We start from the raw sequence: 24,176 nt of genomic DNA on the forward strand, positions 1-24,176 counted from the left end.
CGTGCACTGGCACGAGCTGGACCCCGAGCAGGCCAAGGACCGGCTGGAGCACGAACCGCCCGCCGAGGGCGGCGCGTTCGAGGCGCTGACCGCCCGCGCACGCAAGGCCGCCGCCGGTGTCACCGGGCACCCGGCCGCCGCGCCCGTGCGCTGGTCCTACCGGCTCGGGCGGGCCGTACGCGGCGAACTCCACGACCCGCTCACCCCCGTCCTCGCGGTCGGCTCGGCGGCCTCGGCGATCCTCGGCTCGGTCGTGGACGCCCTGCTCGTCGTCGGCGCCCTGGACCTGAACGCCCTGGTCGGCGGCATCCAGCGGCTGCGCGCCGAACGGGCGCTGTCCGGACTGCTCGCTGACCAGCAGCAGAAGGCCCGCCTCGTCCCACCGGAGACCGAGGCACCGGCCGGCGGCACGCGCACCGTGGAGGCGGGCAAGCTGCATCCGGGCGATGTGATCCAGCTGAAGGGCGACGACGTGGTGCCCGCCGACGCCCGGCTGCTGTGGCAGGACGGTCTGGAGGTCGACGAGTCGGCCCTGACCGGCGAGTCCCTGCCGGTGGAGAAACAGACGGACCCGACCCCGCACGCCCCGGTCGCCGACCGGCGCTGCATGGTCTTCGAGGGTACGACCGTGGTGGCGGGCCAGGCCCGAGCCCTGGTGGTCGACATCGGTGAGCACACGGAGGCCGCCCGCGCCGTCCACCTGGCCGCGCGTACGCCCCCGGCCGGCGGCGTACAGGCCCGGCTGCAGGAACTCACCCGCAAGGCACTGCCGCTGACCCTGGCGGGCGGCGCCGCGGTCACGAGTCTGGCGCTGGTGCGCGGCACCGCCGTCCGGGAGGCGGTCAGCGGCGGGGTGGCGGTGGCCGTGGCGGCCGTACCGGAGGGGCTGCCGCTGGTGGCCACCGTCGCGCAGCTGGCGGCCGCACGGCGGCTGAGCCGCGGCGGAGTCCTCGTCCGCACCCCGCGCACCCTGGAGGCGCTGGGCCGCATGGACACCTTCTGCTTCGACAAGACCGGCACGCTCACCGAGAACCGGCTGCGCCTGGTGCGCACCTCCGACGCCGACGGCACGGTGCGCCCGGTCGACGACGCCGGCTCCGCGGACACCGTGCGGGCCGCCGCCCGCGCCTGCCCGCGCGTCGACGGCGATGCCGAGCAGCCGGTGCACGCCACCGACGAGGCCGTACTGGCGGCGGCCGGTCCCGACCCGGAGTGGACACAGCTGGCGGACCTGCCCTTCGAGGCGGCCCGCGGATACGCCGCCGCCGTCGGCCGCAGCGGGGACGGCCCGGTGGTGCTGGTGGTCAAGGGCGCCCCGGAGACCGTGCTGCCCGCCTGCGCCGGGCTGTCCGAGCACGCCTCCCACGCGGCCCAGGCGCTGGCGGGGGACGGCCTCAGGGTGCTGGCCGTGGCCGAACGGCGGCTGGGCGCGGACGAGCAGGAGGCCGACGTCGTCGAACAGCCGCTTCAGGGGCTGGAGTTCACCGGGCTGCTCGCCCTGTCCGACGTACCGCGCGAGACCTCCACGGCGCTCGTGGCGGGGCTGCTCGAGGCGGGCGTACGACCGGTCATGCTCACCGGGGACCATCCGCAGACCGCGCGGGCCATCGCGGCCGAGCTGGGCTGGCCCGAGGACACCGTCGTGGTCACCGGCGACGAGCTGGCGGCGGCGGACCGGGCGGCCAGGGCCCGGATGCTGCGGGACGCGGGCGTGGTGGCGCGGGTGGCGCCCGAGCAGAAGCTCCAGGTCGTGGAGGCGCTGCGGGACGCGGGCCGGGTCGTCGGCATGGTCGGCGACGGTGCCAACGACGCCGCGGCCATCCGCGCCGCCGACATCGGCGTCGGGATCAGCGCGCGGGGTTCGGCCGCCGCGCGCAACGCCGCCGACATCGTCCTCACCGACGACGATCTGACGATCCTGATCGACGCGGTCGGCGAGGGCCGGGCCCTGTGGCACAGCGTGGCCGACGCCATCGCCATCCTGATCGGCGGCAACGCGGGCGAGGTCGGTTTCGGCATTCTCGGCACGCTGCTGTCCGGCCGGGCGCCGCTGTCCACCCGGCAGATGCTCATGGTGAACCTCTTCACCGACCTGTTCCCCTCGATGGCGGTGGCGGTGACCGAGCGGGAGGACGCGCCGACAGCGGCCGACGGCGACGACGAGCCCGGCACCGTACGGGCCCGCGGCGGCTCGCCGGAGGACGCCTCCGCCGTCCTGGGCGCGCCCCTGCTGCGGCAGATCCGGCACCGGGCACTCACCACCACCCTGGGCGCGGTGACGGCCTGGCTGATCGGCCGCTTCACACCGGGGACCACGCGCCGCTGCAGCACGATGGCGCTGTGCGGGGTGGTCGGCACACAGCTCGTGCAGACGTGGCTGGACCGGCGCGAGAGCCGCCTGGTGCAGATCACCTGCCTGGGTTCCGCCGTGGCGCTGGTCGCGGCCGTGCAGATCCCGGGCGTCAGCCACGCCGTCGGGTGCACCCCGCTCGGCCCGGTCGCCTGGACCGGTGTCCTGGCGGCGATCGCCCTGGCCCTCGCCGGGCAGCGGGTACTGCCCCGCCTGGAGGAGACGATCGGCCGACTGCTCCCCGTCTGACCGCCGGACACCCGCGCTCGCGTTGGCCGGTGGGTGGGGGCGGCGGGAGTTGGATCGGCGCGCTGGACTGGTCGGTGGTGGTGGTCGGACCGGCCGGTGGTGGCGGTCGGCGCGCTGGATTGGTCGGTGGTGGTGGGTGGGCGCGTTGGGTCAGCCGGCGGCCGTTCATCTATGCGGGCATCGTCCCGGCGCCGGAGCAAACCCCCGGATCAGGTCGAACCCGTACACCATCTCCATGGACGCAACCGCGGTTGGATGGGTCGGTGGTGGCGGTCGGCGCGCTGGACCGGCCGGTGGTGGCTGGTGCCTGCGCCGGATCGACCGGTGGTGGGCGCCGTGCGGACCGGCCGTGGTGGTGGGTGGCGCCGCTCAGACCGGCCGGTCGTGGTCGGCGGGCGCGCTGCATCGGCCGGTGGTGGCCGGCGCCCGGGCTCGGACCGGTCGGTGGGCGGGTGGACGTGATCGGACCGGCCGGCGGTTGCGGATGGACGTGCTGGATCGGCCGGTGGTGGCCGGCGCCCGGGCTCGGACCGGTCGGTGGGCGGGTGGACGTGATCGGACCGGCCCGTGGTCGCGGATGGACGTGCTGGATCGGCCGGTGGTGGCCGGCGCCCGGGCTCAAACTGGTCGGTGGGCGGGTGGACGTGATCGGACCGGCCGGTGGTCGCGGAGGGTCGCGGCCGGGCGGCCGGTGGTCGCGGAGGGCCGCGGTCAGACCGAGCGGTGGTACGGGTCCGGTACCCGGAGCTCGCCGCCCAGCTGGCGGGCCGCGTGTCGGGCCCAGGACGGGTTGCGCAGCAGCTCGCGGCCCAGCAGGACGGCGTCGGCCTCACCGTTCGTGACGATCTTCTCGGCCTGCTCGGCCTCGGTGATCAGGCCCACGGCGGCGACGCGCAGCGGGCTCTCGGACTTCACCCGGGCGGCGAACGGCACCTGGTAGCCGGGTCCGGTCGGAATGGTCACGCCGGAGGCGTTGCCGCCGGTGGAGACGTCGAGCAGGTCGACGCCGTGCGCGTGCAGGTCGCGGGCGAAGCGGACGGTGTCCTCCGTGGTCCAGCCGCCGTCCTGGAGCCAGTCGGTGGCCGAGATGCGGAAGAACACCGGCTTGTCCTCGGGCCACACCTCCCGTACGGCGTCCACGACCTCGAGGGCGAACCGGGTGCGGTTCTCGTAGGAGCCGCCGTAGGCATCGGTGCGGTGGTTGGAGTGCGGGGACAGGAACTCGTTGATCAGGTAGCCGTGGGCGCCGTGGATCTCGGCGATCTCGAAGCCGGCGGCGAGCGCCCGGCGAGCCGCCGCGGCGAACCGGCCGACGATGTCCCGTATCTGATCCTCCGTCAGCTCGGTCGGCACGGGGTGGTGCTCGTCGAAGGGCACCGCGCTCGGGGCGACCGGCTGCCAGCCCTGCGCCTCAGGTCCGAGCGGAGCGCCGCCCTTCCAGGGCCGGTCGGTGGACGCCTTGCGGCCGCTGTGTGCCAGCTGGATCCCCGGCACCGCGCCCTGGGCGGAGAGGAAGCGGGTGATCCGGCGGAAGGCCTCCACCTGCGTGTCGTTCCACAGGCCGAGGTCGTAGGGGGAGATCCGGCCCTCCGGTGAGACCGCGGTGGCCTCCACGATGATCAGGCCGGTGCCGCCCGTGGCACGCGCCGCGTAGTGCGCGAAGTGCCAGTCGTGCGGGGCGCCCGCGAGCGGGCCCTCCGGCTCGGCCGAGTACTGGCACATCGGCGGCATCCACACCCGGTTCGGGATGGTCACTCCACGCAGGGTGATGCTCTCGAAGAGCGCGCTCACGTCAGACTCCGTTCGTCACGGGACCATGGGGCGGCTCATACGATAATCCTCGTACTACGAGATGTGTCAAACTACGACGCCTCTCGTACAATGAGTCGCAGCCGAGGAGTTCCGTGACGAAGGGCAGCCGCCGTGACCGAGACCGCCACCGCCGGCCGTGCGCTGCCGCACCCGGAGCGGGAGGAGATCCGCCTGGAGGCGGTGCTGCACGCGCTCTCCGACCCGATGCGGCTGCAGATCGTACGCGAACTCGCCGCCCGGGAAGCGGAGTTGACCTGCTCGCAGTTCGAACTGCCGGTGACCAAGTCCACCACCACGCACCACTTCCGGGTGCTGCGCGAGAGCGGGGTCATCCGGCAGGTCTACCGGGGCACGGCCAAGATGAACGGGCTGCGCCGGGACGACCTAGACGGTCTCTTCCCCGGACTGCTGGACAGTCTCCTCGCCGCCGCGGACCGGCAGTCCGTCCGCCTCGGCGACGGAGCCTGAACCCGCCCTCCCCGGAAGGTGGTTGAAGAGCAGGTTGAGCACGATCGCGGACAGACAGCCCGCGCTGATCCCGCTGTTCATCACCGTCTGGAACCAGTCCGGGAACTTCTCGTAGACCGTCGGCACACCCACCGGCAGCATGCCGATCGCCACCGGCACGGCCACCACGGTCAGATTGTGGTTGCCCTTGAAGTCGACCCCCGCCAGCGTCCGCAGCCCGCTCGCCGCGACCGTGCCGAACATGACCAGCCCGGCGCCGCCCAGCACCGGCGCCGGGACCGCCGCGACCACCGCGCCCAGCTTCGGCAGCAGACCGAGCACCACCAGGATCCCGCCGGCCGCCGCCACCACCCAGCGGCTGCGCACCCGGGTCATCCCGACCAGGCCCACGTTCTGCGCGTACGCCGTGTACGGGAAGGTGTTGAACACCCCGCCCAGCACCGTCGACAGGCCGTCCGCGCGCAGCCCGTCGGCGAGCGAGCGCGGCTCGGTCTTCCGCCCGGTCAGCTCTCCCACGGCGATCAGGTCACCGGTCGTCTCGGTCATCGTCACCAGGGCGACCACCAGCATGGACATGATCGCGGAGGCCTTGAACTGCGGCGCCCCGAAGTGGAACGGCGTGCTGATGCCCACCCACTCGGCGCCGGAGACCCCGCTGAAGTCGGTGAACCCGAACGGCACCGCGACCGCCAGACCCACCGCGATGCCGATCAGAACGGCGATCCGGCCGAGGGCGGCGGGCGCGAACCTCTGTACGGCCAGCACCACCGCCAGCACGAAGGCCGCCAGCGCCAGGTTCTTCGGCTCCCCGAAGCCCTTCGCACCGGCACCGCCCGCCGCCCAGTTGCCCGCGACCGGCAGCAGCGAGACCCCGATGATCAGGATCACCGTGCCGGTCACCAGCGGCGGGAAGAAACGCAGCAGCCTGCCGAAGACCGGCGCGAGCAGCATGATCGCCAGACCTGCCACGATCACCGAGCCGTAGATCGCGGGCAGCCCGCCACCGGTCGTCCCGATGAGCACCATCGGCGACACCGCCGCGAACGTACAGCCCTGCATGATCGGCAGCCGGACGCCGAACCGCCAGAAGCCGACGCACTGGATCAGCGTGGCGATCCCGCACACCAGCAGGTCGGCGGTGATCAGATACGCCAGGTCGGCGGGCGACAGCTTCATGGCGCCGCCCACGATCAGCGGCACGGCGACGGCACCCGCGTACATCGCGAGCACGTGCTGCAGTCCGAAGGCCGCCAGCTGCCGTGCCGGTGGTATCTCGTCGACGGGGTGGACGGCTGCGGTGGTGGCCATGGGGACTCCAACGGTGCGCGAGCGGGGAGTGGCATCCGAACAGGACGAGACCGTAAGCCTCTTGAACAGTTTGTTGATTTCCGGTCTGTTGCCGCCATGTGTCGTGCCCGCCCGGCCGATACGGAATCCCTGGCCACCGGAATCCCCGGGCACCGGAATCCCTCGCCACCGGGATCCCTGGCGGCCTATGCCGACCGGGCCGCCCCGAGCAGTGCGTCCCAGTCGGCCAGCTTGACCACACCCCGTCCGAGCCGCGCGCCCAGCTCGGCCTCGGCCCGTTCGATCGCCAGCCACCCCGCCCACGGCACCGGTTCGATCCCGGCCGCCCGCAGCGCGGGCACCGGATCCTCGGGCACCTGCCGGCCCAGCAGCGCCGGAGCGTCCGCGAGCAAGGAGGCCGCCGTCTCCTTGGCACAGGGCCGGTTGGTGCCGATCACACCCGTCGGACCGCGCTTGATCCACCCGGCGACGTACTCGCCGGGGGAGGGGACACCCTCGCGCACGACACGCCCCGCCGTGTTCGGCACCGTGCCGCTCGGCGCGTCGAACGGCAGCCCGTCCAGCGGCACTCCGCGATAGCCCACCGAGCGCAGCACCAACTGGGCCGGGACGTCCACGAACCGGCCCGTGCCCGTCACCCCGCCCCGCCCGTCCGGCGCGGTCCGCTCGAGGCGCACGCCACCCACCCGGCCGGCCTCCGCGAGGAATTCCACGGGGCGCAGGAAGAACCGCAGGCCGATACGCCGGGCGGCATCGGCGGAGGAACGGGCGGCCCAGCCGCGCAGCACCTCCAGATTGCGACGCTGTACGGCGGGCAGGGCGGCGGGGTCGGCCGCATCCAGCGCCAGGTCGGCGGGGTCGACGGTGACTTCGGTGCCGGGCAGCGCGCCCAGCTCGCGCAGCTCCTTGGTGGTGAAGCGGGCCTGCGAGGGGCCGCGCCGGCCCACCATGTGCACCTCGGTGATCCCGCTCGCCGTCAGCGTGTCCAGCGCCGCCTGCGGCATGTCCGTCGGGCGCAGCTCCGCGGCACCCCGGACCAGCATCCGTGTGACGTCCACCGCCACGTTGCCCACGCCGATGACCACGGCCGACCGCACTCCGCGCAGAAAGCCCGCGTCGGCCGCGTCCGGATGCGCGCTGTACCAGGCCACGAAGTCGGTCGCCGACCAGCTGCCCGGCAACTCCTCGCCCGGAATCCCGAGCCGGCGGTCCGTGGCGGCGCCCACGCAGTAGACCACCGCGTGGTACAGCTCCCGCAGCCGCTCGACGGGCAGCCCGCCGGGGCCGCCCACCCGGACCCCGCCGAGGAACCGCACCCGCTCGTGCTCCAGCACCGTCCGCAGGCTGCCCTGCAGGGACTTGATCTTCTCGTGGTCCGGGGCGACGCCGTAGCGGACCAGGCCGTACGGGCACGGCAGCCGGTCCAGGACGTCCACGGACACCCCGGCATCCTGCTGAACCAGGCTCTGAGCGGTGTAACACCCGCTCGGTCCCGAACCGACGACGGCGACACGCAGCACAGCGGTACTCCTCGGCCGAAGGAGGTGGTGTGCGGACGGCTCCAGCATGGCACCGACGGTCCCGTGACGGCAGGGGCCGGCGGGGTGACTACGAAGCGTGTCCGTTCGTATGGAATGTGATCATGAGGTTACGTTGCGTGTGTGCCAGAAGCATCCTTTCTTCACCTCTCCGACCGGAACGCGGAGGACGGCGCGGTGTCCGTGTGGCCCGCGTGGGAGGTGCGGGAGCACTGCGACACCACGTCCTGGTTCCATGTGCGGCTGGCCTTCCCGGACGGCGCACGCGTCGACGCCCTGGCCGTCGTGCGCGAGGGATGCGTGTCCATCGAGGACGTCAGCGCCCAGCCGGCCCTGTCCCTCCCCGACCTGACGGTGCTCGCGGGCTGGATCGAGGGGCCGCTGTTCGAGTCCTGCGGGGTGGAGCGGCCGTACGAGACCGACGGCGACGAGCACCTGGCGGAGCGGCATGAACCGGAAGCCGGTGAGGGGGCCGGCGACGAGGAGTCCGGCGAGGAGAAGGCCGGTGAGGAGGAGGTCTGCGCGGAGAAGACCGGCGAGGAGAAGGCGGGTGACGACAAGGCCGGTGGCGAGGGCAGTGAGGTCGGTGACAAGGTCAGTGCGGAGGTGACCGCGCCCTGTGCGGGTCCGCGGCGGGCACGGCCGGTCTGGCCGCGCGGCATCGAGGGGCGTCGGCGGGTCGCGCAGGAGTACCGTGCCGCGCAGCAGCAGGGGTGTGACCCGGTGCTCGCCGTGATGAGCGCGACCGGATACAGCCGCCGCCGCTCCCTGAGGCTGATCGCGCAGGCGCGCGACGCCGGGTTCCTGCCCCCTCGTCACGCCCGCCGCACCTGAGGCGAGTTGCCGTCCCAAGCGGCCCCGCGCGTCCCTCAGGGACTGCTCGGACGCTCCTCCGTCGCGAAGAACCGGGACAGGTCCCGCTCCCGCGCCTCCTTGCACTTGTCGCTCTCCGGCGGCACCCCGGACTCCCAGTCCAGGCCGTACCGCTTGAACAGTTCCGCCCGCAGCGTGGGAACGGGCATCGGCACCCCCGGCACCAGCGCCGCGTACACCGCGCCCATCAACAGGGCCCGCAGCATCGGGTAGTCGGCGGCGACGTCCTGCGAGCCGTACCGGGCGACGGTGTCGCTGAGCAGTTCCGACAGCCGGCGCTGCTCCGGGCACTGCACGAAGCCCTCCGCCTGCAGCAGCCCCGCCATGTGCTGCCGCATCAGCACCGGCCGGTCGCGGGCCAGCCCCAGGATCGCGTCGATGGTCCGGGCGAGGCGCTCCCGGCCGTCCTCGGTGTGCGGTTCCCGCTCCAGCGCCTCTTCCAGCGTGCGGTGCATCAGCCGGTGCACGGCGGACTGCACCAGCTGGCGCTTGCCGGGGAAGTAGTACGACACCAGTCCGCGCGCCGAACCGGCGCGGTCCGCGATGTCGCCCAGCGTGGTGGCCTCGAAGCCGTGCTCGTCGACCAGTTCCACGGCGGCCTGCAGCAACCGCTCCCGGGAACGCCGCCGCAACTCTTCATTGACCGAGGCGCTGCGCGGGGACATCCTGAAACTCCTGCGTTGACTGGCTGCCAGCCAACTATACTCATCGCAGTGGGCACCGCCATGCGCGGGCCCTGTCCAGGGCTGCCGTCCGTCTGGGGCGACGCGGGGGATCGTCTCAGGCGGACGGCGCGGTGGCGAGCCCTTTCCGGCGCCGTGCTCGGTCGCGCCCGCTCCGTACCTCGCATTGCTGTCGCAGGTCGGACTCCGCGCGGCGGTCAGCCCCGGTAGCCCACTCGGCCTTGGCGCGACGCTGCCGCAACAGGTCCCAGCACCGGTCGAGCGCGGGCAGCAGAGCGTCGGGTCTCAGCCCACCAGGTCCAGTACGGGCAGCAACGCGTCGGGCCGGTCCGTGACCGGCAGGTGGTCGACGAAGTGCACCCGGCAGCCGAGCGCGGCCGCACCGCCGTCGGCCTCCTTGCTGTCACCCACCATCACCACCTGCTGCGGATCGGCGCCCAGCGCCGCACAGGCGACCGAGAACAGCCGCGGGTCCGGCTTCTGCACGCCGTGCTCGTACGACAGGACGTACGCGTCCACATACCGGTCGAGCCCGTGCTCGCGGAACACCGGGCGCAGATCCCAGCCGATGTTGCTGACCACGCCCACGCCGATCCCGCGCTCGTGGAGCGTGCGCAGCACCTCGGGGGCGTCGGGATACGGGGCCCAGGCGGCCGGGGTCTTGTGCCGTTCGTACAGCGCGTCGTGCAGCCCGGGGTGGGGCAAGGGCACCAGCCGGGACAGGCCCGTGTAGACGGCCCGGTGCCGCTCCGCGCTCTCGTCCCGCACCGCCCAGACCCCGGCCAGGTCCGCGGGCAGCTCCACCGGGTTCGCGCCGCCCGGCAGCGCGCCGGCCGCCTCCAAGGCCCGTGCGGCCGCCTTCAGTTCGGGTTCGGGCAGGGTGTGCCCCGTCTCGGCCAGCACCGCCCGCAGCCAGGACTCGGTGGACTCGACGCGGAACAGCGTTCCGGAGAAGTCGAACAGCACTGCAGTCATGCACCTGACCCTATCCGGGCCGGTGCTCGACGGTGTCGGCGTGTCCGGGCCGCGGCCAGTCGTACACGACCACGGCCCGGGGCCAGTGGACGCCCGGCCACATCCGGGTCACGCCCTCACCCAGCAGCGAGACCGCGGCCGCCGCCACGGCCGTACGCCACCGGACGCGGCCGGCGCCGAACCCAGCACGGCGTGCTCCCGTCGGCCGCCAGCTGCCAGCTGCCAGCCGACAATCGACAGCCGGCCGTCAGCCGAGGGCCCGCAGGCCCGGAACCAGGGCCACCAGTACCGGGATCACCGGCACCAGTGCCGCGGCGGCCGTCAGACGCAGCCGGCGCAGGGCGGGGAGCCGGTCCGGGGGAGTCAGCAACCGGTGCACCCGCTGCGGCACATGGGCCTGCGGGGTGGGGCAGGGGCCGAACAGGCCCCGCTCCTCGTTGAGTTCGACCAGCGCCAGCGCGGTCGTCAGCCGGCCGAAGCGCCGGGAGGCCATGTCGTCGGCGGCCAGCTCGACCAGCCGGTGCATCTCGTCGCGGAACGCCGCGAACACCGGCACCTGCGGGAACCCGCCCGCCAGTGCCGCCGAGCAGTGCAGCAGCCAGTCGTGCCGGGCCTGCGCGTGGCCCTGCTCATGGGCGAGCAGTGCGTGCAGTTGACGCCCTTTCAGACGGCGCAGCGCGGCCGTCGTGATGACCAGGCGGGGTGCCGTACCGGGCAGCCACCAGGCGTCGGGACGCTCGCCCTCCAGCACCACCAGCCGGCCGCTCGCCGGTTCCTCGCCCGGCAACAGCGGGGCCCGCACGAGGAGTTCGGCCCGCCGTGTGCGCCGCCGCGCCCGGGCCCGTACGACCTCGCGCACCAGCATGGCCAGGCTCCACAGGCCGCCGGCAGCGAGCAGTACGGCGGTGGGCGCCGCCCACGGACCGGCCGTGCCGAGGGCGTACGCATCCACGACCGCGCGCGGAGCCCGGGCGAACAACGGTCCGCGCACCTCCTGCCAGGCGGCCGACGCGCTGAGCGCCATCGACAGCACGCAGCACAGCAGGACGGCCGCCACGACGCACTGCCACACCCAGAGGGCGAGGACCGGTTCGCGGTCCGGCCAGTCGGCCCGGGCGAGCAGCCGCGGGGCGACGACGGCGGTCAGGGCACCGAGCAGCAGCAGGGTCACGGGGACCATCATGGTCAGCACCCTATGAGCGCGGGGCCGCCCACGGGTACGGTCCGTGCCACCGAAGTGACGCAGACAACGCACCCGTACAGACCCCGCTCACATGGTCAGCAGCATGGCCACCATGCCGATTCCCATCGACAGCCGGCAGGCCCGCGCCAGCTCCGGCCGGTCGCCCCAGCCGACCGGGCCGCCGCCGGCCCCGGCCCCGGCCACCGCGACGGCGGCAGGTACCAGACGGGCGCCGGCGAGCAGCACGTATGCCGCGAAGTACAGCAGCAGCAGGCTGGTCAGCAGCGGCACCCCCGAGCCGCCGTGGGAGTGGTGGGCGCCGGGTGGCGCCGCGGCCATCGCCACCGACATGTAGACCATCGCGGACGTGCCGACCAGGTGGTGCACGTGATGCGGGGCGGTGCGCGCGGACCACAGCGCGCGCAGTGCCGCCGCGCCGAACACCGCCGCGTACACCGGCCATGCCCACCTCGGGGGCGAGAACGCCGCCGCCGGCACGGCCATCACGGCCATGCCGAAGCCCATCAGCGCCTCGCCGCCCGCGGCCCGGCGCTGTTCCTCGACGCGGCTGCGCATCCGCAGCAGGCAGTAGGCCCCGGTCGCCGCGCACAGGGCGACCAGCAGCCACGCTGCCGGTACCGGTCCGTGCACGCGCACCTCCCCGTTCGACGTCGGTCGAGGGATGCGATGCCCACGCGATGCGGAGCGCACGCGAGCGCAAGGGTGTACACGGGGAGCATTGGGCGGAGCGCGGCAGGCGAGCGCGCCCCACGGGATCGCCGCCGCGGCGAGAATTTTACAAGTAAAACACATGCTAAATTGATGCTATGAGCAGTGCGACCCTCCACCGACTTCGACTCCCCCTTGCCGGAGTGCTCCGCCTCGGGCGGCCCTCCGACATCTGGTTCAAGCCCGCGCTGAGCGTGGTCGCCGCGGTCGCGCCGCCCAACCTGGTCCTGCTGGCGATCGGCCGCCTCGACCTCGCGATGTACACGATGGCCGGGTCGCTGTGCGCCCTCTACGGCCACAACCGGCCCTACGCCGCCCGCGCCCGCGTCCTGGCCGGGGTGGTGCTCGGCATGGTCGGCGGCCTCGCGCTCTCCCTGCTCGCCGCGTCACTCACGAGCGACGCCGTCGCCCTCGTCACCGTCGGCGCCGTGATGGCGGCCGTCCAGAAGACCGTGAGCGACGCCACCCGGCTCGGACCGCCCGGGAACGTGGTCCTGACCTTCATCAGTTCCGCCTCGCTGTTCGCGCCGCAGGCCCTCGGCCAGGTGCCCGGACATGTGGGAATGGCGCTGGCGGCCGGCGTCTGGGCCTGGCTGGTCGGCATGGCGCCCGGGCTGCTCCGCCCGCACGGCCCCGAGCGCCGCGCCACCGCCCAGGCCCTGAACGCGGCCGCCGCCTACGCCGACACCCGCGGCACCACCGACGGGCACGCCCGGGCCCGTGCCACGAGCGCCGCGGCGATCCACGCGGCCTGGCAGTCGCTGCTCGCCGCCGGCTCTCGCCCCGACCGCACCCGGTGCGCCCTCGAACGGCTCCTCGTCCGCGCCGAGGTCGCCCTCGCCGCCCCCGCCGACACCGACCCCGCACCGCTGCGCGCCTGGGCCCGCGAGCTGCGCGGCACCGGACGGATACCGCGCGTCGAGTCCCCGCGCGCGTCCGCCGACGAACTCCTCGGCATCGAAACCGAACTCGCCCTCCCCCCAAGGCCTTTGCGGCAACACCTCGCCCCCCTCGCCCCGATCGCCGCGCGCACCGCGATCGGCTGTGCCCTCGCCGGTTACGCCTCCCTCGCGCTCGGGGTGGGCCGACCCTACTGGGCGCTGGTCACCGCGGCCTCCCTCTACCAGGCCAACGTCACCCTCACCTGGAACCGGGGCGTCCAGCGAGTCGTCGGCAACGTGCTCGGTGTCCTCGTGTTCGCCCTCGTCGCCCCGCTGGCTCATCTCCACCCGGTCGCGCTGGTGCTGTGCTGCCTCGCCTTCAACTTCGGCGCCGAAGCGCTGATCGCCCGCAACTACTGGCTCGGCACCGTCTGCGTCACCCCGATGGCCCTGCTCGTCACCGAGTTCGCCCGCGCCCAGAACCCGGCCGAGCTGATCACCGAGCGGGTCGCCGACACCCTGGTCGGTGCGCTGGTCGGCTTCGGCGCGGCCGTCGCCGTCACCAACCGGCGTGCGGGCGACCGCCTCGAACACGCCCTGACCGCGGTGGAACGCACCCGCGAACACGCCGCCCGGCTGCTGGCCGAGCCGCACCCGGCACCCCGCGCCCTGGAGTCGGCCCGCCGTACCCTCGCCGCCGCCCTCGCCGACCTGCGCGCCACGGCCGACGCCGCGTCCGGCGAGTGGTGGCAGCGCGCCCTGCCCGAGGAGCGGGTCGTGCTCGCCGAACAGTCCGGACACCGTACGCTCGCGGCGACGGTACGACGCCAGGGGTTGGTACCGCGGAACCACGATCAGGCGCCGCAAGAGCCCGGTCGGCGCCAGGAGCGGGACCAGGACCGGACCCCGGGCAGGACGACGGAGGACATACGGCCATGACGGCGACGAACGGCGGACACACGCCGGCGGACGACACGGCCGACGCGGGCCGCGCGGGCGACCACCGGCCGCCTGCCGGGCCGGAGCCGACGGACGGCCGTAGTCCCGGTGGTGCACGTCCGGGGCACGGTCGTGGTCCCGTTGGTGCACGTCCGGGGGACGGTGAGGACACGGCTGGTGCGGGCGGGGCGGGCGACCCTCGGCACTCGGACGCGGAGTCGGCGGGCGGTCGTAGTCCCGGCGGTGCCCGCCCGGGGGACGGTGGCGACACGGCCGCTGCGGGTCGGGCGGGCGACCCTCGGCCCGCCGGCGGGGACAGCGGCGCCCGCCGGCCAGGCCACCCCGGCAGGCCCGCGAACGGGACCGGAACCGGGACCGGGACCGGAACTGATCCGGTCCCCGCTCCCGCCCCCGCCTCCGCCGCTGACCGTGACACCGTCGCCGCCGTCGTCCGGCAGTGGCGGGCCGTTCATCCCGAGCTGGACACCGGGCCCATGGAGGTCATCGGCCGGATCAACCGGTGTGCCGCGCTGCTCCAGCAGGCCGAGGACGCGCCGCTGCGCCGGGCCGGGCTCAGCCGTCCCGAGTTCGACCTGCTGGGCGCGCTGCGCCGCACCGGCCACGAGCTGACCCCTGGGGAGCTGGTCCGCGAGACCTTCTCCTCCGGGGCCGCCGTCACCAAGCGGCTCAAGCAGCTGACCGAACGCGGACTGGTCGAGCGGCGCGGCGACACCCGTGACCGCCGCGTCGCCCACCTCCGCCTCACCGACGCGGGCCGCGACCTGGTCGACGGCATCCTTCCGGAGCAACTCGCCTACGAGACAGCCGTGTTGAACGTGCTGGCTCCCGAGGGGCAGGGTGAACTGGCGCATCTGCTCGCCGAGTTGCTCGGCCGCCTGGAGGGCCGGATGGGGGCGCTGCGGACGTAGGGGGAGGGAGCGTCACCCTCGTCCAGACGCTTCACCCGGTCCACGTCCGCGTCCAGCCGGACCTCGGTGCTCACGACGTTGTCCGCCGGTTGCTCCGGCAACAAGCGCGGGTGAGCGCAGCGCCTCAGCCCTCCTCGCCGGCCCGGTGCACCCCGAACGCCGCGCCCTGCGGATCCCGCAGTACCGCGATGCGCGGGCCGTCGGGCACCGACACGGGTGCCATGACGATGTCCCCGCCCGCCCGCTGCGCGACCTCGGCCGCAGCGTCCACGTCGTCCACCGCGAAGTACGGCATCCAGTGCGGCGGCGCCTCGGGCGGGAACCGGTCGCCCATGTCGGCCATGCCGCCGAAGTCGTCGCCGTCGATGCCCCACTGCGTGTACCACTCCGAGGCGTTGACACTCCAGCCGAACACCGTGGTGTAGAAGTCCCGGGCCCGCTCGGTGTCCCGGGTCGCCAGTTCCACCCAGCCGAGGGTGCCGGGCGCGTTGAACAGCCCGGCGCCGGGGAAGGACCGCGCCTGCCACAGCTGGAACGCCGCGCCGGTCGGGTCGAGGGCCACCGCGAACCGGCCCACGTCCAACACGTCCATCGGGCCGAGGATCACCGTCCCGCCGGCCTCCTCCACCCGCCGTGCCGCCGCGTCCGCGTCGGTCACCGCGAAGGAGACGTTCCACGCCACCGGCTGGGATTCCTGGTAGAGCGGGGTGAGCGCGGCGACCGCCGCGTCCCCCAGGTGCGCCACCGTGTACCCGCCCGCCTCCTGCCGCGGGTCGGTCTCCGGCCGCCAGCCGAACAACTCGGTGTAGAACCGCTTGGCCCCCTCCAGATCGCTGGTCCCGAGCTCGGTCCAGCACGGTCCGCCGGTCACCGGCCTGTCGAACTTCATGGGGGTTCCTTCCGGCCGGGGCGGGCCTGCCGCGCCGCACAGAGCGCTCTCCCGGCACGCTAACCCCGGCTTCCCGCCCCGGCCATCCGGGACGGTCCCCGGGGCGGGCGGGGAATTCGCTTGCCCGCCCGGAGCGGGCTGCGGAAGGGTTCCGGCCATGGACACCGAGGACACCACGGCGCCCGCGCTGGCCGAGGAGATCGCCGCGTACTACGGACGCGACCAGGAGGACGCCCGGCTGCGCACCGGTGCCGGACGGCTGGAGTTCTGGCGTACCCAGGACGTTCTGCGCAGGCTCCTGCCGCCCGCTCCGGCGCGGATCCTGGACGTGGGCGGCGGCAGCGGCGTCCACGCGGAGTGGCTCGCCGCCGACGGCCACGCGGTGGAACTCCTCGACCCGGTCCCCCGGCACGTCGAGCGGGCGGCCCGGCTGCCCGGTGTGCGGGCACGGCACGGGGACGCCCGCGCCCTCGATGCGCCGGACGCGTCCGTGGACGTCGTGCTGCTCCTCGGCCCGCTCTACCACCTGCCCGAGCGCCCGGACCGGGTACGGGCGCTCGCCGAGGCGCACCGGGTCGTGCGGCCCGGAGGTCTCGTGGTCGCGGCCACGATCAACCGGTTCGCGGGGCTGCACGACACCCTCGCCAAGGGCGTGTACTTCGACGCCGACCGGCGCCCGCACATCGAGGCGGCAGCCGCGGACGGGTGGCTGCGTCCGGGCCGCGGGCCCACGGCGATGTTCACCACCGCCTACTTCCACGCGCCGGAGGACGTCCCCGCCGAGTTCGCGGACGCCGGTCTGACGCCGCAGGGGCAGTACGGCCTCGAAGGCGCCGCCTGGCTCATGGGTGACGTCGGCTCCTGGCTCGAGGATCCGGAGCGCCGGGCGCTGGTCCTGGCGGCGATGCGGCGGACCGAGTCCGTGCCCTCGCTGCTGGGCATCAGCGGTCATGTGCTCACCGCCGGCACCCGCCCCTCGCGCACGTCCGGACGCTAGATGCCCGGCCGGTAGCGCATCGGGTGGTCCTCCGGGACCTCCACCAGGGCGATGCGGATGCCGTCCGGGTCGGCGATCCACATCTCGATCAGGCCCCACGGCTCCTTCACCGGCGGCCGGACGATGTCGACGCCCTTGGCCTTGAGCTCCTCGTGCGCGGCCGTCACGTCGTCGACCTGCAACCACAGCCGGACCGCGGGCGACGGCGGCGTCTCGGACCTCCCGGAGACCTCCAGGAAGCCGCCGCCGAGGAAGTAGACCGTGCCCCGCTCGGGCCCCGTACCGAACTCGCGGTAGACGGCCAGCCCCAGCCGCTCGCCGTAGAAGGTCCGGGAGCGCTCGGGGTCGGTGGGGGTGAGCAGGGTCCGGCTGCTGAGTACGTGCACCATGCAGGCGGAGCCTAGTGGCAGGGTTACCCTCGACCCTGGCTCAGCCACGCCCGAGATCGGAGACCGTTCCATGGAAAGCCCCGCCGCCGGCCTCACCTTCCGCGACGCCACCGACGCCGACGTCGACGCGCTGGTCGCGCTGATCGAGTCGGCCTACCGCGGGGACTCCAGCCGGGCCGGGTGGACCACCGAGGCGGACATCCTGCAGGGGCGGCGGACGGATCCCGAGGGCGTGCTGGAGGTCATCAAGTCGCCCGAGAGCAGGATGCTGACCGTGGAGCAGGACGGCCGGATCATCGGCTGCTGCCAGCTGGAACACCGCGGTGACCACGCCTACTTCGGCATGTTCGCGGTCAGCCCCACCCTGCAGGGCGCGGGTCTCGGCAAGACGGTCATGGCGGAGGCCGAACGCCAGGTCCGCGAGGCCTGGGGCGTCACCGAGATGCACATGACCGTGATCTCCGTACGGGACGACCTGATCGCCTGGTACGAGCGCCGGGGCTACCGCCGTACGGGAAAGATGTCGCCCTTCCCGTACGGCGACGAGCGCTTCGGCATCCCGCAGCGCGACGACCTGCAGTTCGAGCTGCTCGTGAAGAAGCTCGGGTGACCGTCAGGCGGTGAAGCGCCCCGTGCGCTTGATCTGCGGGAAGTCGGTCGTCGCGCCGTCCAGTTCCAGCGCGCGGACCAGCCGCAGCTGATCCTGGGTGTTGACGACCCAGCCGATGATCCGCAGCCCGGACTTGCGCGCGTGTTCGACGATCTCCAGGGTGAGCCTGCGGATGTTGAGGCAGACGGTCGCCGCGCCCACGGCGACCGCACGCTCCACGATGTCCGTGCCGACGGGGGTCCCCCCGCTGGAGCCCGTTCGGAAGTGGGGGAGGCCGTCGACCAGTGCCGTGCGCACGCCCGGTACCAGCCGGGCGATCTCGGCGACCGCGTCGTCGTGGAACGAGGACACCTCCACCCGCCCGACCAGGTCGCGGTCCTGCATGACCGCCGCAAGTGCCCTGGCCGCCGCCACGTCCTTGATCTGGGCCAGGAGCGGCGTGCGCACCGTGTCCAGGACCTCCTCGAACACCGGTACCCGCTCCCCGCGGCCCGCGTCCAGGGAGCGCAGCTCGGCCAGTGTCTTGTCGGCGATCGGCCCGGTGCCGTCGGTCGTGCGGTCCACTTCCGCGTCGTGCATGACGACCAGGGCGCCGTCCTTGCTCAGGTGCAGATCGAGTTCGATCAGATCGAGGCCGGCGTCCTGCGCGGCGACGAAGGAACGAAGGGTGTTCTCGGGTTCGACACCCATGACCCCGCGGTGACCGATGGTAAGGAAGTTCAAGGTTCGACTCCGTTCCGTCGACGGCGGCTCGGCGCGCGCGGAACGGGCGGACGCCGTCGTCCGCGCGGGCAGAGTCGCAGCCTAATGGCCGGGCCCCGCGATGAACCCGCACGTGCGTGAGGCATCCGGGTGCGTGCCGGGTCGCCGACTGGCCGGTATCCGCCCCCGCGTCACCCTCTCGTGGGCGAGTCTCCGTGTCGTTGACCGCTCGGTGGCACGCGGCGCGGGTGTCCAGCCTCCTCGGTGGAAGTGAGCGCCGTCACGGTTTACGGCAGGAAAAATGTCGGCGACCAAGGCATTGGGCAGAAAAATTTCCCGAGCTGCCTCTTGATGGCTGAATCGGGGTATGCATACGGTGTCCCTACGTGAGCTTCTCCCGTGGAGGATGGGACATGACGGAAATTCTTGTGCAGGCGGGCGCGGAGGGACAGGTTTCTTCGCTGACCAGGGTGGTTGAGCACCCGGCCTGGCCCGTGCTCAAGGATGCCGTGGAGCAGATCCGGCCATGGCAGTCCAAGGACGGATCGATCGACTTCGGCGCCGAGGGCGCCCCGTCCAGGGTGGACGCCGAGGCCGTCGTACGGCGTGTCGTGGACGCGGTCGAAGAGCTCTCCCCGCTGCTCCCGCACGACGAGGCCTACCACCAGGCCCTGGTGAAGGATCTGCACCGCTGGGCCGAGGGCGGCTTCGAGGTGCCGGACTTCCTGGACTCCCTGCTCGCCTTCCAGCCCGCGGCGCGGCGCGCGGACGGCCTGCAGCACCTGGTCGTCTTCCCGATGTACACGCAGAACGGCAACCCCGACCGCAACCTGGAGGCGGTCGTGCTGCGCATGGTCTGGCCGGACTGGCTGGCCGAGCTGGAGCGCACCCGCTACGACAACCCGCTCTTCTGCGGTATCACCTTCGAGGACTTCACGTCCGGCTACGACACGAACTCGGCCGTCCTCTTCCCGGAGACCATCGCCGTCCGTGAGGCGCCGGAACGTTTCTCTTGGGGTGGCATCTTCTGCGACCGCGAGGCCGCCCGCTTCCGCCGGGTCACCGAGGCCGCCGTCGACATCCTGGGCCTTCAGCTGCCCGAGGACATCGCCGCGATGGTCCACGACCAGAAGCGCTGCGAAGAGGCCTTCGTGCTGTGGGACATGGTCCACGACCGCACCCACAGCCACGGCGACCTGCCGTTCGACCCCTTCATGATCAAACAGCGCCAGCCGTTCTGGATGTACGGCCTGGAGGAGCTGCGCTGCGACCTCACCGCCTTCAAGGAGGCCGTCAAGCTCCAGGCGGACGGCGTCCCGCAGGCCCGTGACGTGCAGTACGCGGTGCTCTTCGACCGGATGTTCCGCTTCCCGGTCACCGGCGACCGCAACCGCAACTACGACGGCCTCGGCGGCCAGCTGCTCTTCGCCTACCTGCACAAGCACGACGTCGTCCGCTGGACCGACAACAAGCTCGCCATCGACTGGGAGCGCGCCCCGCAGGTCACCAACCAGCTGTGCGCCGAGATCGAGAAGCTCTACAAGGACGGCATCGACCGCCCGAAGCTGGTGCACTGGTTCGCCGGCTACGAGCTGGTCTCCACCTACCTCGCCCCGCACCCCGGCTCCAAGTGGGCCAAGGGCCCGGACGCCCTGGACCTGACCCAGCCCCCGCGCAAGCTCGTGGACGACGTGCTTCCGGACGAGTTTCCGCTGAGCATGTTCTACGAGGCCCTGTCCAAGAAGCTGAAGAATGTGATCGCCTCCACCAAGGGCATCACGGCGGACGGCGCCGAGCGGATCGCCGCGTGAGCGACCGCCTCAACGAGAAGACTGCTTCAGAGGGGAAGAACGTGGCGAACAACGGGTCTCTCAGCGGTGCGGTGATCGCGGTGGCCGGCGCGGGCGGACCCGCCGGACACGCGACGCTGGTCCGGCTCGCCGAGGCCGGCGCGGTCGTCGTCGGCGCCGACAACAACCCCGAGCGCCTGGCGGAGGCCGTGGACGCGGCCCGCTACGCGCGCGGCGGTGCCACGGTCACCGGCGAGACGGTCGACCTGCTCGACCTGGACTCGACCCGGGCCTGGGCCGACCGCATCGAGAAGGAGCACGGCCGGATCGACGGTCTGGTCCATCTGGTCGGCGGCTGGCGCGGCAGCGCGACCTTCGAGGAGACGAGCCTCGCGGACTGGGACCTGCTGGAGAAGCTGCTGATCCGCACGGTGCAGCACACCTCCCTGGCCTTCTACGACGGCCTGCAGCGCAGCGACCGCGGCCGCTACCTGCTGATCAGCGCCGCCGGCGCGTCGAAGCCCACCGCCGGCAACGCGGCGTACTCCGCGTCCAAGGCCGCCGCCGAGGCGTGGACGCTGGCCATGGCCGACGGCTTCCGCAAGGCGGGCGGCGAGGCCGGACCGCACGCGGCGGCTACGATCCTGGTGGTGAAGGCGCTGGTGCACGACGCGATGCGCGCCGAACGCCCCAACGCGAAGTTCGCGGGCTTCACGGACGTCAAGGATCTCGCCGAGGCCATCGAGGGCGTCTGGAGCAAGTCCGCCGCGGAAGTGAACGGAAACCGTCTGTGGCTGACCGAGAAGCCGTGAACCCCCCCAAGACCGACGCGCGTCGCCATCACGACCCCACGGTCCGCGGTTTCGCCAGTGACAACTACGCCGGGGCCCATCCGGAGGTGCTGGCCGCCCTGGCCCTCGCCAACGGCGGCCACCAGGTGGCGTACGGCGAGGACGAGTACACCGAGAACCTCCAGCGGATCATCCGCAGCCACTTCGGGGCCACCGCGGAGGCCTTCCCGGTCTTCAACGGCACCGGCGCGAACGTGGTCGCGCTCCAGGCGGTCACCGACCGCTGGGGCGCGGTGATCTGCGCCGAGAGCGCCCACATCAACGTGGACGAGGGCGGCGCGCCCGAGCGCATGGGCGGGCTGAAGCTGCTCACCGTGGCCACACCGGACGGCAAGCTCACGCCCGAGCTGATCGACCGGCAGGCCTGGGGCTGGGAGGACGAGCACCGCGCCATGCCGCAGGTCGTCTCGATCACCCAGAGCACCGAGCTCGGCACCCTCTACACGCCGGACGAGATCCGCGCGATCTGCGAGCACGCCCATGCGCGCGGCATGAAGGTGCACCTGGACGGCTCCCGGATAGCCAACGCGGCCGCCTCGCTGAACGTGCCCCTGCGGACGTTCACCAACGCGGTCGGCGTCGACATCCTCTCGCTGGGCGGGACCAAGAACGGCGCCGTCTTCGGCGAGGCGGTCGTGGTCCTCAACCAGGACGCGGTGCGGAAGATGAAGCACCTGCGGAAGATGTCGATGCAGCTGGCCTCGAAGATGCGCTTCGTCTCGGTGCAGTTGGAGGCGCTGCTGGCGAAGGACCTGTGGCTGCGCAACGCCCGGCACGCCAACGAGATGGCCCAGCGGCTCGCCGAGGGCGTGCGCGCGGTGCACGGCGTGGAGATCCTCTACCCGGTCCAGGCCAACGGCGTCTTCGCCAAGCTCCCGCACGACGTGAGCGAGCGGCTGCAGAAGCGCTTCCGGTTCTACTTCTGGGACGAGGCGGCCGGAGTGGTGCGCTGGATGTGCTCCTTCGACACCACCGAGGAGGACGTGGACACCTTCGTGGCCGCGCTCAAGGAGGAGATGGCGCGCTAGGCCCCCGATGTGCATAGGTATGCGGTCACTCGAAAAGTCATTGACTGGCGAGTGATCGCATTCCTATGCTCTGCGGGCATGGAGCTGATCCAGAACACCCCTGACCTGTCCGCTTACTTGGCGGCGGACGAGGCCATCGACCATCATCATCCCGTGGTCCGGGAAACGGCCGAAAGGCTGGCCGCTGAGGCCGCCGACTCGTATGCCTATGCGCGGGCCGCTTATGAATTCGTGCGGGACACCATCCCGCACTCCCAGGACTCCGGCGACCCGCGCGTCACCTGGCGCGCCTCGGACGTGCTCGCTCTGGGCACCGGCATCTGCTACGCCAAGGCCCACGCCCTGGCCGCCCTGCTGCGCGCCGAGGACATCCCGACGGCCCTGTGCTACCAGCGGCTGACCGACGACGAGGGCGGCCACGCCGTGCACGGACTGGTCGCCGTCCGCTTCCACGGCGCCTGGCACCGGCAGGACCCGCGCGGCAACAAGCCCGGCGTGGACGCCCGGTTCTCCCTGGACGGCGAGCGGCTGGCCTGGATCCCCGACCCCGCGGCCGGTGAGCTGGACTATCCCGTCCTGTACGCCGAACCGCACCCGGTCGTCCTCGACGCCCTGAAGGCCGCCCCGGACCGGCCGTACCTGTGGAAGACGCTGCCCGACGCGCTCTGAGGGCAGTGAGCACCCCGCCCGACGCCGGACAAGCTCGAAGAATGAGGCTGAGGGCGGCAGTTCGCCAGGGGAACAGGCATCCCCCGGTCCTCGGGAGGCAGGTGCCGGCGCTTCGGCGGACGAGCTCGCGCTCGGCGTGCCGGACGACTGGCGCGAGGAACCGCCCGGCACCACACACACGTTGGCGAACGCCCGGGCGATGGCGGCCCGCGCCCTCGCACCCTGGAACGACATGTCCCGCTACGACGCCGTGGCGGGCCTCCTGCCGTCCGGCGCGCGGGCGGCGACGGTGGCCGGGCGCTCGGTCAGGTGGTCGACGCAGCCGGGGAGATGCTGCGGCGCGGGACACAGGCGGGAGAGATCAGGCCCAGCCGGGGAGGTGCCGTCGCGTCGGCCTTGCTGAAGTGGCCGCCAGTGTCCGCGAGTTGGCGCAACGACCCGGAAGGGAGGGCGTCGTCGCAGGCGGTGCGCCATCAGCCATCGGTCGCCATCACCTACCGTGGGGTGCCTGTGCTCCCCAGGGGCGCGCCCAGCCCGCACCGGCCCGCAGCCGAACTACCCGCTGAGTGCCCGGCATCGGCCAAAGCGCCGCGGGTCAGCTCGCCTCGGCCGCCCGCAGCTGCTCCACCGTCGGTGCCGTACCCCCCAGATGCGCAGGCAGCCACCAGGAGTCCTCGGGGTCCCTGGGGCGGCCCGGGTAGGCGCGCTGGGCGGCGTCCAGCAGTTCCTGGACGCGCTCGCGCAGCCGGCGGGTTATGGCGCCGGCGTACTGGTCGCGGGGTGCCTCGACCGCCTCGCCGACCCGGATGGTGACGGGCAGGTGGTTGCGCTTGAAGTTGCGGGGGTGGCCCTTCGTCCACAGCCGCTGGGTGCCCCACACCGCCATCGGGACCAGCGGAACGCCGGCGTCCTGGGCGAGCCTGGCCGCACCGGACTTGAAGCTCTTCAGCGTGAACGACTGGGAGATGGTGGCCTCCGGGAAGACCCCGACGACCTCACCCGAGCGCAGCGAGTCCAGCGCGTGCGCGTAGGCCGCCTCGCCCTGGTTGCGGTCCACCGGGATGTGCTTCATGCCGCGCATCAGCGGACCGGAGATCCTGTGGCGGAAGACGGACTCCTTCGCCATGAAGCGCACCAGGCGCTTCTGCGGCAGGGCCGCCAGGCCGTTGAAGACGAAGTCCAGATAGCTGATGTGATTGCTCACCAGCACGGCGCCGCCCGAGCGCGGGATGTTCTCCGACCCCTGGCAGTCGATCTTCAGGTCCCAGACCTTGAACAACGTCTTGGCGAATCCGATGACGGGACGGTAGACCAGCTCTGCCATGGGCGGGACG

23 protein-coding genes and 1 pseudogene are annotated in these 24,176 nt (G+C 72.9%); 11 read left to right on the forward strand and 13 right to left on the reverse strand.

Translation table 11 applies throughout. The annotated features are described in order from the left end of the window. The coding region (locus ABT288_RS37535) for a cation-translocating P-type ATPase (RefSeq protein WP_351617826.1) at nt 1-2,599 on the forward strand (2,599 nt) is incomplete at its 5' end. 711 nt (nt 2,600-3,310) lie between these two features. Here ABT288_RS37535 and ABT288_RS37540 read toward each other — a convergent pair. Further along, nucleotides 3,311-4,390, reverse strand: a complete 1,080-nt coding sequence (locus ABT288_RS37540) for an NADH:flavin oxidoreductase/NADH oxidase (RefSeq protein ID WP_351617828.1) — start codon at nt 4,388-4,390, stop codon at nt 3,311-3,313. Between the two features lie 132 nt (nt 4,391-4,522). On the opposite strand from ABT288_RS37540, the gene ABT288_RS37545 reads away from it, so the two are divergent. After that, nucleotides 4,523-4,879 (forward strand): ArsR/SmtB family transcription factor, encoded by a 357-nt coding sequence (locus ABT288_RS37545; protein WP_351617830.1) that lies wholly within the window; start codon nt 4,523-4,525, stop codon nt 4,877-4,879. On the opposite strand, the gene ABT288_RS37550 is transcribed toward ABT288_RS37545, so the two are convergent. Both ABT288_RS37550 and ABT288_RS37555 read right to left on the reverse strand, forming a co-directional pair. Next, nucleotides 4,796-6,187 carry a nucleobase:cation symporter-2 family protein gene (locus tag ABT288_RS37550; RefSeq protein WP_351617833.1) on the reverse strand — a complete coding sequence of 464 codons (1,392 nt, stop codon included), beginning with the start codon at nt 6,185-6,187 and terminating at the stop codon, nt 4,796-4,798. The genes ABT288_RS37545 and ABT288_RS37550 overlap by 84 nt on opposite strands. A gap of 185 nt (nt 6,188-6,372) precedes the next feature. Next, a complete protein-coding gene (locus ABT288_RS37555) occupies nt 6,373-7,707 on the reverse strand; it encodes an FAD-dependent oxidoreductase (protein ID WP_351617836.1) in 1,335 nt (444 codons plus the stop codon). Nucleotides 7,708-7,902: 195 nt separating this feature from the next. On the opposite strand from ABT288_RS37555, the gene ABT288_RS37560 reads away from it, so the two are divergent. Beyond that, on the forward strand, nt 7,903-8,559 hold the full coding sequence (locus ABT288_RS37560) for a DUF6214 family protein (protein WP_502972925.1): 657 nt from the start codon (nt 7,903-7,905) through the stop codon (nt 8,557-8,559). A 35-nt stretch (nt 8,560-8,594) separates the two neighbouring features. Here the strand turns inward: ABT288_RS37560 and ABT288_RS37565 are convergent, their stop codons facing one another. The 6 genes from ABT288_RS37565 to ABT288_RS37590 all read right to left on the reverse strand — a co-directional run bounded on the left by ABT288_RS37565 (nt 8,595) and on the right by ABT288_RS37590 (nt 12,090). Further along, nucleotides 8,595-9,263, reverse strand: a complete 669-nt coding sequence (locus ABT288_RS37565; RefSeq protein ID WP_351617839.1) for a TetR/AcrR family transcriptional regulator — start codon at nt 9,261-9,263, stop codon at nt 8,595-8,597. A 115-nt stretch (nt 9,264-9,378) separates the two neighbouring features. Further along, the gene (locus ABT288_RS37570) at nt 9,379-9,648 is read right to left on the reverse strand and encodes a DUF2630 family protein (RefSeq protein WP_351617909.1); all 270 of its coding nucleotides are present in this window, start codon (nt 9,646-9,648) and stop codon (nt 9,379-9,381) included. Further along, the gene (locus ABT288_RS37575) at nt 9,567-10,256 is read right to left on the reverse strand and encodes an HAD family hydrolase (protein ID WP_351617842.1); all 690 of its coding nucleotides are present in this window, start codon (nt 10,254-10,256) and stop codon (nt 9,567-9,569) included. The genes ABT288_RS37570 and ABT288_RS37575 overlap by 82 nt, the downstream gene beginning before the upstream one ends. A gap of 10 nt (nt 10,257-10,266) precedes the next feature. Then, on the reverse strand, nt 10,267-10,404 hold the full coding sequence (locus tag ABT288_RS37580) for a hypothetical protein (RefSeq protein WP_351617845.1): 138 nt from the start codon (nt 10,402-10,404) through the stop codon (nt 10,267-10,269). Between the two features lie 99 nt (nt 10,405-10,503). Further along, nucleotides 10,504-11,439 (reverse strand): M56 family metallopeptidase, encoded by a 936-nt coding sequence (locus tag ABT288_RS37585; RefSeq protein ID WP_351617848.1) that lies wholly within the window; start codon nt 11,437-11,439, stop codon nt 10,504-10,506. A gap of 87 nt (nt 11,440-11,526) precedes the next feature. Continuing rightward, nucleotides 11,527-12,090, reverse strand: coding sequence for a DUF5134 domain-containing protein (locus ABT288_RS37590; protein ID WP_351617850.1), 564 nt, complete (start codon nt 12,088-12,090; stop codon nt 11,527-11,529). A gap of 176 nt (nt 12,091-12,266) precedes the next feature. On the opposite strand from ABT288_RS37590, the gene ABT288_RS37595 reads away from it, so the two are divergent. Both ABT288_RS37595 and ABT288_RS37600 read left to right on the forward strand, forming a co-directional pair. Then, a complete protein-coding gene (locus tag ABT288_RS37595; RefSeq protein ID WP_351617853.1) occupies nt 12,267-13,988 on the forward strand; it encodes an FUSC family protein in 1,722 nt (573 codons plus the stop codon). Between the two features lie 359 nt (nt 13,989-14,347). Further along, nucleotides 14,348-14,917: pseudogene (locus ABT288_RS37600) on the forward strand (MarR family winged helix-turn-helix transcriptional regulator); the annotation flags it as partial. 124 nt (nt 14,918-15,041) lie between these two features. Here ABT288_RS37600 and ABT288_RS37605 read toward each other — a convergent pair. Continuing rightward, nucleotides 15,042-15,806, reverse strand: coding sequence for a VOC family protein (locus ABT288_RS37605; protein ID WP_351617856.1), 765 nt, complete (start codon nt 15,804-15,806; stop codon nt 15,042-15,044). Between the two features lie 157 nt (nt 15,807-15,963). Between ABT288_RS37605 and ABT288_RS37610 the strand changes: the two genes are divergently transcribed. Next, nucleotides 15,964-16,803: a class I SAM-dependent methyltransferase gene (locus ABT288_RS37610; RefSeq protein ID WP_351617859.1), complete on the forward strand. Its 840-nt coding sequence runs from the start codon at nt 15,964-15,966 to the stop codon at nt 16,801-16,803. Here ABT288_RS37610 and ABT288_RS37615 read toward each other — a convergent pair. Further along, complete coding sequence (locus ABT288_RS37615; RefSeq protein WP_351617862.1) at nt 16,800-17,192, reverse strand: VOC family protein; 393 nt, start codon at nt 17,190-17,192, stop codon at nt 16,800-16,802. The genes ABT288_RS37610 and ABT288_RS37615 overlap by 4 nt on opposite strands. A 70-nt stretch (nt 17,193-17,262) precedes the next feature. On the opposite strand from ABT288_RS37615, the gene ABT288_RS37620 reads away from it, so the two are divergent. After that, nucleotides 17,263-17,802, forward strand: coding sequence for a GNAT family N-acetyltransferase (locus tag ABT288_RS37620; RefSeq protein WP_351617864.1), 540 nt, complete (start codon nt 17,263-17,265; stop codon nt 17,800-17,802). A 3-nt stretch (nt 17,803-17,805) separates the two neighbouring features. On the opposite strand, the gene ABT288_RS37625 is transcribed toward ABT288_RS37620, so the two are convergent. Further along, nucleotides 17,806-18,525 carry a glycerophosphodiester phosphodiesterase gene (locus ABT288_RS37625; protein WP_351617866.1) on the reverse strand — a complete coding sequence of 240 codons (720 nt, stop codon included), beginning with the start codon at nt 18,523-18,525 and terminating at the stop codon, nt 17,806-17,808. A gap of 392 nt (nt 18,526-18,917) precedes the next feature. Between ABT288_RS37625 and ABT288_RS37630 the strand changes: the two genes are divergently transcribed. The 4 genes from ABT288_RS37630 (at nt 18,918) to ABT288_RS37645 (ending at nt 22,842) form a co-directional block, all read left to right on the forward strand. Continuing rightward, nucleotides 18,918-20,315: a DUF6421 family protein gene (locus ABT288_RS37630; protein WP_351617869.1), complete on the forward strand. Its 1,398-nt coding sequence runs from the start codon at nt 18,918-18,920 to the stop codon at nt 20,313-20,315. After that, a complete protein-coding gene (locus ABT288_RS37635) occupies nt 20,312-21,106 on the forward strand; it encodes an SDR family NAD(P)-dependent oxidoreductase (RefSeq protein ID WP_351617872.1) in 795 nt (264 codons plus the stop codon). Before ABT288_RS37630 ends, ABT288_RS37635 begins: the two co-directional genes overlap by 4 nt. After that, nucleotides 21,103-22,173 (forward strand): threonine aldolase family protein, encoded by a 1,071-nt coding sequence (locus ABT288_RS37640; protein WP_351617874.1) that lies wholly within the window; start codon nt 21,103-21,105, stop codon nt 22,171-22,173. The genes ABT288_RS37635 and ABT288_RS37640 overlap by 4 nt, the downstream gene beginning before the upstream one ends. A 78-nt stretch (nt 22,174-22,251) precedes the next feature. Further along, nucleotides 22,252-22,842 carry a transglutaminase domain-containing protein gene (locus ABT288_RS37645; RefSeq protein WP_351617877.1) on the forward strand — a complete coding sequence of 197 codons (591 nt, stop codon included), beginning with the start codon at nt 22,252-22,254 and terminating at the stop codon, nt 22,840-22,842. 595 nt (nt 22,843-23,437) lie between these two features. On the opposite strand, the gene ABT288_RS37650 is transcribed toward ABT288_RS37645, so the two are convergent. Continuing rightward, nucleotides 23,438-24,166, reverse strand: a complete 729-nt coding sequence (locus ABT288_RS37650) for a lysophospholipid acyltransferase family protein (RefSeq protein ID WP_351617880.1) — start codon at nt 24,164-24,166, stop codon at nt 23,438-23,440. Between the last annotated feature and the right edge of the window lie 10 nt (nt 24,167-24,176).

It is taken from the genome of Streptomyces sp. NPDC001093 (genome assembly GCF_040298985.1).
Classification (GTDB): domain Bacteria; phylum Actinomycetota; class Actinomycetes; order Streptomycetales; family Streptomycetaceae; genus Streptomyces.